The sequence below is a fragment of the Pseudomonas sp. A1230 genome, from assembly GCF_044218825.1.
Classification (GTDB): Bacteria; Pseudomonadota; Gammaproteobacteria; order Pseudomonadales; family Pseudomonadaceae; genus Aquipseudomonas; species Aquipseudomonas iridis.
In genome coordinates, this window is the sequence record NZ_CP162582.1 from 5,154,632 (window position 1) to 5,168,685 (window position 14,054).

Consider the following 14,054-nt stretch of genomic DNA (forward strand, 5'->3'; position numbering starts at 1 on the left):
CCATGCATTTCACCATTCAACGCGAAGCCCTGTTGAAACCCCTGCAACTGGTCGCAGGCGTCGTTGAGCGCCGACAGACCTTGCCGGTACTCTCTAACGTGCTGCTGGTTGTCGAAGGCCAGCAATTGTCGCTGACCGGTACCGACCTGGAAGTCGAGCTGGTTGGTCGTGTGCAACTCGAAGAGCCGGCTGAAACAGGTTCCATCACCGTGCCTGCGCGCAAACTGATGGATATCTGCAAGAGCCTGCCCAACGATGCGCTGATCGATATCAAGGTCGACGAGCAGAAGCTGGTGGTGAAGGCCGGTCGTAGCCGCTTCACCCTGTCGACCCTGCCCGCCAATGATTTCCCGACTGTGGAAGAAGGCCCGGGCTCGCTGACCTGCAGCCTGGAGCAGAGCAGACTGCGTCGTTTGATCGAACGCACCAGCTTCGCCATGGCCCAACAGGACGTGCGCTACTACCTCAACGGTATGCTGCTGGAAGTCTCGGAAGGCATCATTCGCGCAGTGGCCACCGATGGTCACCGTCTGGCGATGTGCTCGATGAAGGCCGATATCGGTCAGCCGGATCGTCATCAGGTGATCGTGCCGCGTAAAGGCATTCTTGAACTGGCGCGTCTGCTCACCGAGCCGGACGGCATTGTCAGCATCGTCTTGGGTCAGCATCACATTCGCGCCACCACGGGTGAATTCACCTTCACCTCGAAACTGGTCGACGGCAAGTTCCCCGACTACGAGCGCGTTCTGCCGAAGGGCGGCGACAAGCTGGTGCTTGGCGATCGTCAGGCACTGCGTGAAGCCTTCAGCCGTACCGCGATTCTGTCCAACGAGAAATACCGCGGTATCCGTCTGCAACTGGCCAGTGGTCAGTTGAAGATCCAGGCCAACAACCCGGAGCAGGAAGAAGCGGAAGAGGAAGTGGGCGTTGAATACAACGGCGGCTCTCTGGAGATCGGCTTCAACGTGAGCTATTTGCTCGATGTGCTGGGCGTGATGACCACCGAGCAGGTTCGTCTGATTCTGTCCGACTCCAACAGCAGTGCGCTGGTGCAAGAGTCTGACAACGACGATTCGGCTTACGTTGTCATGCCGATGCGCCTGTAAACAGCTGATCCTGGATGTCCTTAAGTCGTGTTTCGGTCACCGCGGTGCGTAATCTGCACCCGGTGACCTTCTCTCCCTCCCCTCGCATCAACATCCTTTACGGCGCCAACGGCAGCGGCAAAACCAGTGTTCTGGAAGCCATTCACCTGCTGGGGCTTGCCCGTTCGTTTCGCAGCACGCGGCTATTACCAGTCATCCAGTACGAGCAACTCGCCTGCACGGTGTTTGGGCAGGTCGAACTGGCCGAGGGTGGCCACAGCGCTTTGGGAATTTCACGCGACCGTCAGGGCGAGTTCCAGATTCGCATCGACGGCCAGAATGCCCGTAGCGCGGCGCAACTCGCGGAAATCCTTCCGCTGCAGCTGATCAACCCGGACAGCTTCCGCTTGTTGGAAGGTGCGCCGAAGATTCGCCGACAGTTTCTCGATTGGGGCGTGTTCCACGTCGAGCCTCGGTTCATGGCCACTTGGCAGCGCTTGCAGAAGGCCCTGCGCCAGAGAAACTCTTGGCTGCGGCATGGTACACTTGACGCCGTTTCACAAGCGGTTTGGGACAGGGAACTGTGCCAGGCCAGCGCTGAAATCGATGAATACCGCCGCGCTTACATCAAAGCCTTGAAACCAGTCTTTGAACAAACCTTGAGCGAACTGGTTGAGCTCGAAGGTTTGACGCTCAGCTATTACCGAGGTTGGGACAAAGACCGGGAATTGAGTGCCGTACTTGCTGGATCCCTGCAACGGGATCAGCAGGTGGGCCATACCCAGGCTGGGCCACAACGAGCTGATTTGCGTCTTAGATTGGGCGCACACAACGCCGCGGACATCTTGTCCCGGGGTCAGCAGAAGCTAGTGGTCTGTGCATTGCGGATTGCCCAAGGGCATCTGGTGAGCCAGGCCCGTCGCGGTCAGTGTATTTATCTGGTGGATGACTTGCCGTCCGAGCTGGACGAGAACCACCGTCGTGCGCTGTGCCGCTTGTTGGAAGACTTACGCTGCCAGGTTTTCATTACCTGTGTAGATCACGAATTATTGAGGGAAGGCTGGCAGACGGAAACGCCAGTCGCTTTGTTCCACGTGGAACAGGGCCGTATCACCCAGACCCACGACCATCGGGAGTGAAGGCATTGAGCGAAGAAAATACGTACGACTCAACGAGCATTAAAGTGCTGAAAGGCCTGGATGCCGTACGCAAACGTCCCGGTATGTACATTGGTGACACCGACGATGGCAGCGGTCTGCACCACATGGTGTTCGAAGTGGTCGACAACTCGATCGACGAGGCCCTCGCCGGCCATTGCGATGACATCAGCATCATCATCCACCCGGATGAGTCCATCACCGTTCGCGATAACGGCCGTGGCATCCCGGTAGACGTGCACAAAGAGGAAGGTGTTTCCGCCGCCGAGGTCATCATGACCGTCCTCCACGCTGGCGGTAAGTTCGACGACAACTCCTACAAGGTATCCGGTGGTCTGCACGGTGTAGGTGTTTCCGTGGTGAACGCACTGTCCGAAGAGCTGATTCTGACCGTGCGCCGTAGCGGCAAGATCTGGGAACAGACTTACGTGCACGGCGTTCCGCAAGAGCCGATGAAAATCGTTGGCGACAGCGAGACTACGGGTACGCAGATTCACTTCCGCCCTTCCGATGAAACCTTCAAGAACATTCACTTCAGCTGGGACATCCTGGCCAAGCGCATTCGTGAACTGTCCTTCCTCAACTCCGGTGTCGGTATCGTCCTTAAAGACGAGCGCAGCGGCAAGGAAGAGCTGTTCAAATACGAAGGTGGCCTGCGTGCGTTCGTTGAATACCTGAACACCAACAAGACTCCGGTCAACCAGGTGTTCCACTTCAACATCCAGCGTGAAGACGGCATCGGCGTGGAAATCGCCTTGCAGTGGAACGACAGCTTCAACGAGAACCTGTTGTGTTTCACCAACAACATTCCGCAGCGCGACGGCGGCACTCACCTGGTGGGCTTCCGTTCCGCACTGACGCGTAACCTGAACACCTACATCGAAGCTGAAGGCCTGGCGAAGAAGCACAAAGTCGCCACCACGGGTGACGATGCGCGTGAAGGCCTGACCGCGATCATTTCGGTGAAAGTGCCGGATCCGAAGTTCAGCTCCCAGACCAAAGACAAGCTGGTTTCTTCCGAAGTGAAGACCGCCGTCGAACAGGAAATGGGTAAGTACTTCTCCGACTTCCTGCTGGAAAACCCGAACGAAGCCAAGCTCGTTGTCGGCAAGATGATCGATGCAGCACGTGCCCGTGAAGCCGCGCGCAAGGCCCGCGAGATGACCCGCCGCAAAGGCGCGCTGGACATCGCCGGCCTGCCGGGCAAACTGGCCGACTGCCAGGAAAAAGACCCGGCGCTGTCCGAACTGTACCTCGTGGAAGGTGACTCCGCGGGCGGCTCTGCCAAGCAGGGGCGTAACCGCAGGACCCAGGCCATCCTGCCGTTGAAGGGTAAGATCCTCAACGTCGAGAAGGCGCGCTTTGACAAGATGATCTCTTCCCAGGAAGTGGGCACCTTGATCACCGCGCTTGGCTGCGGCATCGGTCGCGACGAGTACAACATCGACAAGTTGCGCTATCACAACATCATCATCATGACCGATGCTGACGTCGACGGTTCGCACATCCGTACGCTGCTGCTGACCTTCTTCTTCCGTCAGTTGCCGGAGCTGATTGAGCGTGGCTACATCTACATCGCTCAGCCGCCGCTGTACAAGGTCAAGAAAGGCAAGCAGGAGCAATACATCAAAGACGACGACGCCATGGAAGAGTACATGACGCAGTCGGCCCTGGAAGATGCGAGCCTGCACTTGAACGAAGAAGCACCAGGCATTTCCGGCCCGGCGCTGGAACGTCTGGTGAATGACTTCCGCATGGTGATGAAGACCCTCAAGCGTCTGTCGCGCCTGTACCCACAGGAGCTGACCGAGCACTTCATCTATCTGCCGGCCGTCAGCCTTGAAAAGCTCGGCGACCACGCTGCGATGCAAGACTGGCTGGCCCAGTACGAAGTCCGTCTGCGTACTGTCGAGAAGTCCGGTCTGGTCTACAAGGCCAGCCTGCGTGAAGATCGTGAACGTGGCGTGTGGCTGCCGGAGGTCGAATTGATCTCCCACGGCCTGTCGAACTACGTGACGTTCAACCGCGACTTCTTCGGCAGTAACGACTACAAAACTGTCGTCACTCTCGGCGCTCAACTGAGTACCCTGCTCGACGAAGGCGCGTACATCCAGCGCGGCGAACGCAAGAAAGCGGTCACCGAGTTCAAGGAAGCTCTGGACTGGCTGATGGCCGAAAGCACCAAGCGCCACACCATCCAGCGATACAAAGGTCTGGGCGAAATGAACCCGGATCAGCTGTGGGAAACCACCATGGACCCAAGCTCGCGTCGCATGCTGAAGGTCACTATCGAAGACGCCATTGGCGCGGACCAGATCTTCAACACCCTGATGGGTGATGCGGTCGAACCACGCCGTGAGTTCATCGAGAGCAATGCGCTGGCAGTATCCAACCTGGATTTCTGATCCCGGTCAGCACCAAAAAAAGGCCAACGCATTTGCGTTGGCCTTTTTTTTGGCTCCTTGATCTTATTCTTGCGCCGTCGCCACACTTTCCAGCCGATACCCATACCCATAAATCGTCAACAACTGCCAGCCGCGATCCGCCGTCAGCCCCAGCTTGTTGCGCAGTCGATAGATGTGCGTGTCCAAGGGCCGCGATGAAGCGACTTCTTCATGGGGCCAGAAGCGCTCATACAGGTAATCCCGCGACAGCGGTCGGCCGAGGTTGCTGAACAGGCATCGTGCGAGGCGGTATTCGCGTTCGGTCATGACGATCGGTTTGCCCTCACGGGTGACCGTCAACTCGGCGTCATCGAAGGTCAGATCATTAAAACTCAGCACTTCGGTTGCAGCGCTGCGTGGCTGGCTGTGCCGGCGCAATACTGCGGTGACTCGGGCTTTCAGTTCATTAGGCCGGAACGGTTTGCTGACGTAGTCGTCGGCACCGGCATTCAGGGCCTGGACGATATCGCTTTCGCCATCGCGGCTGGTGAGCATGATCGCCGCCGGTGGCGCCTCCATGTGTTCACGGGTCCAGCGCAACAAGGCCAGCCCGGTGATGTCGGGAAGTTGCCAGTCGAGGATCAACAGGTCGAAGGTTTCCCGGCGCAGCTGTCGCAACAGGTCTTCACCGTGCTCGAAGCTGTGCAGCGACCAAGGCTGTTCTCCGGCTTCGGCCATTTGCTGCAGGGTCTGCTCGACCCGGCGCAGTTCGGCGGGTTCGTCGTCCAGTATCGCAACGCGCATACGCGAGGGTTCCTTGTTGCTGGGGCAGTTGGCCGTCAACCTTAGTCGCTCGACCTTCGCTATTAAAGTAAGCGGCCCGCCGTTGGTCGACGTCCGCTATGATTCTTCGGGTCGAGTATCAGACCTGTGACCTATGAAACCATTCACACCCCCCCTGCCCTTTTTCCCATGAATGACCGCAGACGGCATGAAAGCCGAGAGCCGAGCCAGGTGCAGCGACTGTTTCGCCAGTTGGTGCGCGAGTGGTTGTGGATAAGTCTAGTGCTGTTGCCACTGACTGCGCTGTTATCGTATCGAGCGCAGGTCAATCTCAATGATGCATCCCCGGGTCTTGGCGCATTGCTCTCGGTGGGACTGGTGGTTTGCGTTCTTGGGCTGTTGTTATGGCGTCCACGTCTGGCCCTTTGGATGACGTTGATCGGCATGGCCGGCGTACTGCTGACCAGCGTCGGGCTGGCGGAAATCCGCGAGTGGTGGTCACCAACACCAGCGATGCTGGGCATGTTGTTCGGCTATCTGATCTGGAACTGGCGACGCCTGAGTGTGGTGCTGACGTACTTCGGTTGGGAGCTGGCGCGGCTGGAGAGCGAACCGAAAGTCTTTCCCGAACGCCGCCGCGCACAGTTCACTGGCGCTGATCACTTGCAGCGCCAGATCATGGCGCTCGAACAAGCCATGAGTCGTACCCGCGATACCCGGCGCTTTATCGCTGACGGTCTGGAATATTTACCCGTCGCCACGCTCATCAGCGATCCCAAGGGCCAGATCCTTTTGGGCAATCGCAAGGCTCGCCAGCTGTTCGATCATGCTTTGGTGGGTAACGACGTTCTCGATCAGTTGGCGCTGCTCGGATATCCAGAGTTGTCCACAGCCCCGCGTCCTCTGTTATCCGCACTGCCGTTGTTGGAATTTCGCGATCACAAGGAGCGCAGCCTGCGCCTTGAGCGCGCTGCGTTGCTGCCTGTAGATGGTGACACCCCAATCGGCTGGTTGCTGAGTTTGACCGACCTGAGTGCCGAGCGCGCCGCCGAGGAGCAACGCGGCGTCTTGCTGCGCTTCCTCTCCCATGATCTCCGTGCACCGCACTCGGCGATCCTCGCTCTGCTTGATGTTCATCGTCATCAGGCCGGGGCGGATGCGCCATTGTTCGAACAGATCGAGCGTCAGGTTCACCGCGCTCTGGATCTGACCGATGGCTTTGTGTTGTTGGCGAGGGCTGAATCCGAAACGTATCAGTTCCAGCCGACGTTGTTTGGGATGCTGGTGCTGGACGTGCTTGATCAGGCCTTGCCGATCGCCCAGCAGAAACGCATCGAACTGCTGCACGACATGGACGAGCAGTCCCAGGAACGGTTGGTGTCTGCTGACCAAGGCCTGCTGACCCGTGCGTTGTTCAATCTGCTGGAAAACGCCATCAAGTACAGCCCGGCTGACACCACGATTCATTTGCGTGTCACGTGTCAGGACGATTGGCTCCGTTGCGAGCTTGTTGATCAGGGCAAAGGCATTGCCGCCGAGGAACTGCCCGACCTGTTCAGCCAATACCGGCGCTTTTCCTCGGCTCAGGGCATTGATGGCGTTGGTCTGGGCCTGTCGATGGTTAAAGCCGTGGTCGATCACCATGGCGGCAGAATCGAATGCCGCAGTGTGGTCGATCAAGGTACGACGTTCAGGCTTGAGTTACCGCTGATCATTGAATGAACAGGCACAAAAAAACCGGCTATATCAGCCGGTTTTTTTACATCCAAAAAAAACTTATGCACCTTTTACGGTGTTTTATGAGCTTGAGAAATATATAAGTAAATCAGTAGGTTATATCTAATATTCAAGCTTTTTCAACAAAAGCGTACACAGGTTATCCACAAAATTTCAGACAGCGATCTGACCACTTTCAACGGGTGCCTGTGGCGCAGGTGGCAACGAACCCATTTCCCGTTGCGTCTGCTCGTTCCAGGCTTGTACCCGGTCGTTCAATGCTGCAATGGCCCGCGGCCCAGTACCTTCGGCGTACATCGGTTCGCCAATGACCACAGTGATCACTCCAGGCTTTTTGGCCCAACCGGTTTTCGGCCAGAATTTGCCGGCATTGTGTGCAATCGGCAGTACCGGAAGCTCGGCATTCACCGCCAAAGCGCTGCCACTGCGGGAGAATTTTCCGACAGTGCCGTAGGGGACGCGAGTGCCTTCCGGAAAGATCAGCACCCAGACATTGTCTTTGAGCAGCTCATCGCCTTTCGCCGCGACTTGCTTGAGCGCAGCTTTCGGATTGTCGCGATCAATCGCGATCGGGCGCAGCATGGCCATGGCCCAGCCGAAGAATGGCACGAACAGCAATTCGCGCTTGAGCACCTGGCTCAAAGGCGAGAAATAAGCGGAGAGGAAAAACGTCTCCCAAGTGCTCTGGTGGTTCGATTGAATCACGCAGGGCCGGTCAGGCACATTTTCCGCGCCTTTGATTTCGTAACGGATACCCAGGAACACCTTGCTCAACCACAAGGCGCAACGGCACCAGTACACGTTGATGAAGCGATAGCGCGCCTTGAATGGCAAAAAGGGCGCGATAAAAAAGCTCAGGCTGCACCACAGTAAGGACGTAGTGCCCAGCAGCAGGTAAAAGAGAAAGATTCTGATGGCCCGCAGTATCGACATGGCGACGTTTACCGTTACGGGGCAATGCCCGTCTGTTCAAGCGCACTCCCGATCAATCCCTGGTCAGGAATTTCAGAAGTACTCTAGTTGTGGATAAGTTCTGCGGCAATCGCCGCCAGATCGTCAAAAATCAGAGTGCCAACCGGCAGGGTTTTGCCCTGAGTCTTTTCGCCTTTTCCGGTCTTTACCAAAACTGGCTGTGAATCGACGGCTTTGGCGGCCTCCAGGTCACCAAGGCTGTCGCCGACGAACCAGACATTGTTCAGTTCTACGTGGTAATGCGCCGCGATGGTTTTCAACATGCCCGGTTTCGGTTTACGGCAATCGCAACCCTCGTCCGGCCCATGCGGGCAGTACACGATCAGCCCGACTTCACCGCCCTGCTCCGCCACTAATGCGCGCAAACGCGCGTGCATGGCGTCGAGGGTGGCGAGGTCGTAATAGCCGCGAGCAATGCCCGACTGGTTAGTGGCAACCGCCACCGTCCAGCCGGCCTTGCTCAACTGCGCAATCGCCTCGATCGAGCCGGGCAAAGGAATCCACTCCGCCACCGACTTGATGTAAGCGTCGGAGTCGTAATTGATCACTCCGTCCCGATCGAGAATCAGCAGTTTCAACAGCAATCCCTCAACCCAGCAACGAAATGTCGGCAACACCCAGGAACAGGCCACGCAGACGCGCCAGCAGCGCGTAACGGTTGGCCCGCACTTTGGCGTCTTCGGCATTGACCATTACCGCGTCGAAGAACGCATCTACCGGCTCGCGCAATGCTGCAAGGCGTGCCAGCGATTCGTTGTACTGACGCGCCGCAGCCATTGGCTGTACAGCCTGATCCGCTTGCTGGATCGCCGAGTACAGCGAGAACTCGTTGGCATTGTCGAAGTACTTGGCTTCAACCACGCTTGGCACGGCGCCTTCAACTTTGCTCAGCAGGTTGGAAACCCGCTTGTTCACCGCCGCCAACGCTGCCGCTTCCGGCAGTTTGCGGAAGGCCTGCACCGCTTGCACACGCTGGTCGAAGTCCAGCGCCGAACCCGGCTTCAGGGCACGTACCGACAGGTAAGTGGCAACATCGACGCCTTCGTCTTCGTAACGCGCACGCAGACGGTCGAAGATGAATTCCAGCACCGCTTCGTTAAGACCAGCAGCCTTGACCTTGGGACCGAACGCATTCACAGCGAAAGCCACGGCGTCGTTCAGATCGAGATCGAGTTTTTTCTCGATCAGGATACGCAGCACGCCCAGTGCCGCACGGCGCAGGGCATACGGGTCTTTGCTGCCTGTTGGCAGCATGCCGATACCGAAGATGCCGACCAGTGTGTCGAGCTTGTCGGCAATGGCGACGGCTGCACCGGTCAGGGTCGCAGGCAGTTCAGCACCGGCACCGCGCGGCATGTACTGCTCGTTCAGCGCCAGCGCGACGTCTTGCGGCTCGCCGTCATTGAGGGCGTAGTAGTAGCCGGCGACACCTTGCATCTCCGGGAACTCGCCGACCATTTCGGTGGACAGGTCGCACTTCGACAGCAAGCCTGCGCGGGCAGCCCACGAAGCGTTGCCGCCGATGCGTGCGGCGATGTAAGCCGCCAGTTTCGATACGCGCTCGGCCTTGTCATAGACGCTGCCGAGTTTTTCCTGGAACACCACGTTCTTCAGGCGATCGTTGAACACTTCGAGCTTCTGCTTCTTGTCTTGCTTGAAGAAGAACTCGGCGTCGGTCAGGCGTGGGCGAACCACTTTCTCGTTACCGGCGATGATCTGCTGCGGGTCTTTGCTTTCGATGTTGGCCACGGTAATGAAACGAGGCAGCAACTTGCCGTCGGCATCCAGCAGGCAGAAGTACTTCTGGTTGTCCTGCATGGTGGTGATCAGTGCTTCTTGCGGCACGTCGAGGAAACGTTCCTCGAACGAGCACACCAGCGGCACCGGCCATTCGACCAGCGCGGTCACTTCGTCGAGCAGCGCCGGCGGAACGATTGCGGTGCCTTCCTGACGGGTCGCCAGCTCTTCGGTGCGCTTGCTGATGATCTCGCGACGCTCGTTGGCGTCGGCCAGAACATAAGCGGCACGCAGGTCGGACAGGTAGCTTGCCGGCGAACCGATGCGCACGTTTTCCGGATGGTGGAAGCGGTGGCCACGGGAGTCACGGCCAGCCTTCTGCGCGAGGATGGTGCAGTCGATGACCTGGTCACCGAGCAGCATCACCAGCCATTGGGTCGGACGCACGAATTCTTCTTTGCGCGCACCCCAACGCATGCGTTTCGGGATCGGCAGGTCGTTCAGCGAATCTTCGACGATGGTCGGCAGCAGGCTCGCGGTCGGCTTGCCGGCGATGCTTTGGCTGTAACGCAGTTTCGGGCCGCTCTGATCGATTTCGCTCAGGTCGACGCCGCACTTCTTGGCGAAGCCCAACGCTGCCTGGGTCGGATTGCCTTCGGCATCGAAAGCCGCCTGACGTGGCGGGCCGTCGAGGTTGATGCTGCGATCCGGTTGCTGGGTGGCCAGCGCGGTAATCAACACAGCCAGACGACGCGGCGCGGCGTAGACGGTTTTTGCTTCATAGCTCAGGCCGGCAGCTTGCAGGCCCTTGTCGATACCGGCGAGGAACGCGTCAGCCAAAGTGTTCAGCGCTTTGGGTGGCAGTTCTTCGGTGCCCAGTTCAACCAGAAAATCTTGCGCACTCATTGTGCAGCCTCCAGCTTGGCCAGTACTTCGTCACGCAGGTCCGGGGTCGCCATCGGGAAGCCCAGCTTGGCGCGCGCCAGCAGGTAGGCTTGCGCAACGGAACGCGCCAGGGTGCGTACGCGCAGGATGTATTGCTGACGGGCGGTCACCGAGATTGCCCGGCGCGCATCCAGCAGGTTGAAGGTGTGCGAGGCCTTCAGGACCATTTCGTAGCTCGGCAGCGGCAACGGCTGGTCGAGTTCGATCAGGCGCTTGGCTTCGCTTTCATAGAAGTCGAACAGTTCGAACAGTTTGTCGACGTTGGCGTGTTCGAAGTTATAGGTGGATTGCTCCACTTCGTTCTGGTGGAACACATCGCCGTAGGTGACTTTGCCCATCGGGCCGTCAGCCCAGACCAGGTCGTAGACCGAATCCACGCCCTGCAGGTACATGGCCAGACGCTCGAGACCGTAGGTGATTTCGCCGGTCACCGGGTAGCACTCGATGCCGCCCGCTTGCTGGAAGTAAGTGAACTGAGTCACTTCCATGCCGTTCAGCCAGACTTCCCAGCCCAGACCCCAGGCGCCGAGGGTCGGCGATTCCCAGTTGTCTTCGACGAAGCGAATGTCGTGAACCAACGGGTCCAGGCCGACATGCTTGAGGGAGCCCAGGTACAGTTCCTGGAAGTTGTCCGGGTTCGGCTTCAGGACTACCTGAAACTGATAGTAGTGCTGCAGACGGTTCGGGTTTTCGCCGTAACGGCCGTCAGTCGGACGGCGGCTTGGCTGCACGTAGGCGGCGTTCCAGGTTTCCGGGCCGATGGCGCGCAGGAAGGTCGCGGTGTGGAAAGTGCCGGCGCCTACTTCCATATCGTAGGGCTGAAGTACCACACAACCTTGCTCGGCCCAGTATTGCTGGAGCGCGAGGATCAAGTCTTGGAAGGTACGCACGGCTGGCGTAGGCTGGCTCACGAAATTCACCTGTTTCTTGGGCTGCGATTTAAAGAGCGGGAGTATACCCGATTCAGTCGCACCTCCACCCCCTGGAGCCTTATGCCACGCTGCTTTTGGTGTACCGAAGATCCGCTGTACATGGCTTATCACGATCAGGAGTGGGGCACGCCGCTACGCGATGCGCAGGGTTTGTTCGAGTTGCTTTTGCTCGAAGGGTTCCAGGCCGGGCTTTCCTGGATCACCGTGTTGCGCAAACGCGAGCGCTATCGTGAGGTGTTGTTCGACTTCGATGTGCAACGTGTGGCGCAGATGAGTGACGCCGAAATCGAAGAATTGATGCTCGATCCTGGGATCATCCGCAACCGCCTCAAACTCAATGCCGCCCGGCGTAATGCCCAGGCCTGGCTGGCGCTGGAAGATCCGGTGGCGTTTCTCTGGTCGTTCGTCGGCGGCCAGCCGATCATCAATCATTTCAAGGATCGCAGCGAAGTCCCGGCGATCACCCCCGAAGCGCTGGCGATGAGCAAAGGCCTGAAAAAGGCTGGCTTCACGTTCGTCGGTCCGACCATTTGCTACGCGCTGATGCAGGCCTCGGGCATGGTCATGGATCACACCCGCGACTGCGACCGCTACGCGCAGCTGGTCAACGGCGGTTAGAATGGCCGCCTCGCGCACAGCACAAGATCAGGAGTGACCTGTGGAAAAGTTTAAAGGCGCCTTGCTGGTAGGCGCTCTGCGGCTGTTTGCCCTTCTGCCATGGCGGGCGGTGCAGGCCGTGGGCTCGGCAATTGGCTGGATCATGTGGAAAACCCCCAACCGCTCCCGCGATGTAGTGCGGATCAACCTCGCTAAATGTTTTCCACAGATGGACCCGGCCGAGCGCGAGCGTCTGGTCGGGCAGAGTCTGAAAGACATCGGCAAGTCCCTGACCGAAAGCGCCTGCGCGTGGATCTGGCCGGCCCAGCGTTCCATCGACCTGGTGCGCGAAGTCGAAGGTCTGGACATCCTCAAGGACGCACTGGCCTCGGGCAAAGGCGTGGTCGGCATCACCAGTCATCTGGGCAACTGGGAAGTGCTCAACCACTTCTATTGCAGCCAGTGCAAACCGATCATTTTCTACCGTCCACCCAAGCTCAAGGCTGTGGATGAATTGCTGCGCAAGCAGCGCGTACAACTGGGCAACAAAGTCGCGGCGTCAACCAAGGAAGGCATTCTCAGCGTCATCAAGGAAGTGCGCAAAGGTGGTGCAGTGGGCATTCCCGCTGACCCGGAACCGGCCGAATCAGCGGGGATCTTCGTGCCCTTCTTCGCCACGCAGGCGCTGACCAGCAAATTCGTGCCGAACATGTTGGCCGGTGGCAAAGCCGTTGGCGTGTTTCTGCATGCGCTGCGTCTGCCCGATGGCTCCGGCTACAAAGTGATCCTCGAAGCCGCGCCAGAGGCCATGTACAGCACCGATACCGCCGAGTCCTGCGCTGCCATGAGCAAAGTCGTCGAGCGTTACGTGGCGGCGTATCCGAGCCAGTACATGTGGAGCATGAAGCGCTTCAAGAAGCGTCCACCGGGCGAAGAACGCTGGTATTAACCGATTTGGCACACTCTGTGGATAACGTGTAGGCGTTGCCGCAGGTTCGGGACGTGATCGGACGATCGTTTGATCTTCCTCCCGTTATCCACAAAAGAAGATCAGCGAAGGGCGCATGAAGATGTCCGAACACCGCAAATCATTCCGCATCAAGATCAGCCACGACAGCTTCGGCGATTGCCTCGGCCAGACCCGCAATCTGTCGCCCACCGGCGTCTATGTCCAGCATCCGCGCCTCGCATCGTTGCCCAAAGGCGCGGTGGTCTATGGCCAGGTGCAGGATTTACCCACAGGCGCGCCGCGAGTGCGGATGGAAGTGGTGACGGTGGATGCCGAGGGCATCGGTCTTCGTTACTTGTGAACAAGATCCGCTGATCTACTGCGCCTGACGATCGAGCTTCTTCAGAAACACCGTCATCTCTTTCTCGGCCTGCTTGTCGCCATGAGCGCGGGCGGCTTCCAGGCCGTGTTCCCACGCCTGGCGCGCGGCGGCGTGATCGCCCTGCGCCAATTGCGCCTTGCCCAACAGTTTCCAGGCTGCCGAGTATTTTGGATCGAAGCCGACACAGCGCTGGAAATGCTCGGCGGCCTTGGCGTTTTCCCCAAGATCCAGATAACCCTTGCCCAGACCGAAGCGCAGCAATGAGTTATCCACACCCTTGGCGAGCATTTTTTCCAGGGATTCGAGCATGGGTGGATTCCTTTTCGGGTCTGTCAGGGAAGATGTGTGGCGCCGCCATCGCTGGCAAGCCAGCTCCCACAGGGATCTCTGGTGG

At 58.6% G+C, this 14,054-nt stretch carries 13 protein-coding genes; 7 read left to right on the forward strand and 6 right to left on the reverse strand.

Annotated elements, in window-relative coordinates; all coding sequences use genetic code 11:
• Positions 1 to 2: 2 nt before the first annotated feature.
• Genes dnaN through gyrB form a run of 3 tightly spaced genes read left to right on the forward strand, consistent with a single transcriptional unit; the run spans position 3 to position 4,647 of the window.
• Positions 3 to 1,106 carry a DNA polymerase III subunit beta gene (gene dnaN, locus AB4P97_RS24150; RefSeq protein ID WP_042556902.1) on the forward strand — a complete coding sequence of 368 codons (1,104 nt, stop codon included), beginning with the start codon at positions 3 to 5 and terminating at the stop codon, positions 1,104 to 1,106.
• Positions 1,107 to 1,120: 14 nt separating this feature from the next.
• Positions 1,121 to 2,224 carry a DNA replication/repair protein RecF gene (gene recF, locus AB4P97_RS24155; RefSeq protein ID WP_042556903.1) on the forward strand — a complete coding sequence of 368 codons (1,104 nt, stop codon included), beginning with the start codon at positions 1,121 to 1,123 and terminating at the stop codon, positions 2,222 to 2,224.
• Positions 2,225 to 2,229: 5 nt separating this feature from the next.
• On the forward strand, positions 2,230 to 4,647 hold the full coding sequence (gyrB, locus tag AB4P97_RS24160; protein WP_042561927.1) for a DNA topoisomerase (ATP-hydrolyzing) subunit B: 2,418 nt from the start codon (positions 2,230 to 2,232) through the stop codon (positions 4,645 to 4,647).
• Between the two features lie 63 nt (positions 4,648 to 4,710).
• Here the strand turns inward: gyrB and AB4P97_RS24165 are convergent, their stop codons facing one another.
• Positions 4,711 to 5,430, reverse strand: coding sequence for a response regulator transcription factor (locus tag AB4P97_RS24165; protein ID WP_042556904.1), 720 nt, complete (start codon positions 5,428 to 5,430; stop codon positions 4,711 to 4,713).
• Positions 5,431 to 5,598: 168 nt separating this feature from the next.
• On the opposite strand from AB4P97_RS24165, the gene AB4P97_RS24170 reads away from it, so the two are divergent.
• The gene (locus AB4P97_RS24170; protein ID WP_395601707.1) at positions 5,599 to 7,131 is read left to right on the forward strand and encodes a sensor histidine kinase; all 1,533 of its coding nucleotides are present in this window, start codon (positions 5,599 to 5,601) and stop codon (positions 7,129 to 7,131) included.
• Positions 7,132 to 7,299: 168 nt separating this feature from the next.
• Here the strand turns inward: AB4P97_RS24170 and AB4P97_RS24175 are convergent, their stop codons facing one another.
• From AB4P97_RS24175 to glyQ, 4 genes are all read right to left on the reverse strand, one after another.
• Entirely contained in the window at positions 7,300 to 8,079 is a 780-nt protein-coding gene (locus tag AB4P97_RS24175) for a 1-acyl-sn-glycerol-3-phosphate acyltransferase (RefSeq protein ID WP_047303479.1), read from the reverse strand.
• An 83-nt stretch (positions 8,080 to 8,162) separates the two neighbouring features.
• Positions 8,163 to 8,702, reverse strand: a complete 540-nt coding sequence (gmhB, locus tag AB4P97_RS24180) for a D-glycero-beta-D-manno-heptose 1,7-bisphosphate 7-phosphatase (protein ID WP_164488102.1) — start codon at positions 8,700 to 8,702, stop codon at positions 8,163 to 8,165.
• Positions 8,703 to 8,706: 4 nt separating this feature from the next.
• A complete protein-coding gene (gene glyS, locus AB4P97_RS24185; protein ID WP_042556908.1) occupies positions 8,707 to 10,761 on the reverse strand; it encodes a glycine--tRNA ligase subunit beta in 2,055 nt (684 codons plus the stop codon).
• On the reverse strand, positions 10,758 to 11,711 hold the full coding sequence (glyQ, locus tag AB4P97_RS24190; RefSeq protein ID WP_025112261.1) for a glycine--tRNA ligase subunit alpha: 954 nt from the start codon (positions 11,709 to 11,711) through the stop codon (positions 10,758 to 10,760). The genes glyS and glyQ overlap by 4 nt, the downstream gene beginning before the upstream one ends.
• Positions 11,712 to 11,792: 81 nt before the next feature.
• Here glyQ and tag point away from each other — a divergent pair, with 81 nt between their 5' ends.
• The 3 genes from tag (at position 11,793) to AB4P97_RS24205 (ending at position 13,639) form a co-directional block, all read left to right on the forward strand.
• Positions 11,793 to 12,350, forward strand: a complete 558-nt coding sequence (gene tag, locus AB4P97_RS24195) for a DNA-3-methyladenine glycosylase I (protein ID WP_261735449.1) — start codon at positions 11,793 to 11,795, stop codon at positions 12,348 to 12,350.
• Between the two features lie 40 nt (positions 12,351 to 12,390).
• Complete coding sequence (locus AB4P97_RS24200; RefSeq protein ID WP_064389687.1) at positions 12,391 to 13,278, forward strand: lysophospholipid acyltransferase; 888 nt, start codon at positions 12,391 to 12,393, stop codon at positions 13,276 to 13,278.
• A gap of 121 nt (positions 13,279 to 13,399) precedes the next feature.
• A complete protein-coding gene (locus tag AB4P97_RS24205) occupies positions 13,400 to 13,639 on the forward strand; it encodes a PilZ domain-containing protein (RefSeq protein ID WP_042561928.1) in 240 nt (79 codons plus the stop codon).
• A 15-nt stretch (positions 13,640 to 13,654) separates the two neighbouring features.
• Here the strand turns inward: AB4P97_RS24205 and AB4P97_RS24210 are convergent, their stop codons facing one another.
• Entirely contained in the window at positions 13,655 to 13,969 is a 315-nt protein-coding gene (locus AB4P97_RS24210; RefSeq protein WP_042556911.1) for a tetratricopeptide repeat protein, read from the reverse strand.
• Positions 13,970 to 14,054: the final 85 nt, after the last annotated feature.

Excerpts from the sequence above, each read along its gene's own strand:
- recF (WP_042556903.1), top strand. The coding sequence starts at position 1,121 with ATGTCCTTAAGTCGTGTTTCGGTCACCGCGGTGCGTAATCTGCACCCG.
- AB4P97_RS24165 (WP_042556904.1), bottom strand. The coding sequence starts at position 5,430 with ATGCGCGTTGCGATACTGGACGACGAACCCGCCGAACTGCGCCGGGTC.
- AB4P97_RS24205 (WP_042561928.1), top strand. The coding sequence starts at position 13,400 with ATGTCCGAACACCGCAAATCATTCCGCATCAAGATCAGCCACGACAGC.
- AB4P97_RS24170 (WP_395601707.1), top strand. The coding sequence starts at position 5,599 with ATGAATGACCGCAGACGGCATGAAAGCCGAGAGCCGAGCCAGGTGCAG.
- dnaN (WP_042556902.1), top strand. The coding sequence starts at position 3 with ATGCATTTCACCATTCAACGCGAAGCCCTGTTGAAACCCCTGCAACTG.
- glyS (WP_042556908.1), bottom strand. The coding sequence starts at position 10,761 with ATGAGTGCGCAAGATTTTCTGGTTGAACTGGGCACCGAAGAACTGCCA.
- AB4P97_RS24210 (WP_042556911.1), bottom strand. The coding sequence starts at position 13,969 with ATGCTCGAATCCCTGGAAAAAATGCTCGCCAAGGGTGTGGATAACTCA.
- AB4P97_RS24175 (WP_047303479.1), bottom strand. The coding sequence starts at position 8,079 with ATGTCGATACTGCGGGCCATCAGAATCTTTCTCTTTTACCTGCTGCTG.
- tag (WP_261735449.1), top strand. The coding sequence starts at position 11,793 with ATGCCACGCTGCTTTTGGTGTACCGAAGATCCGCTGTACATGGCTTAT.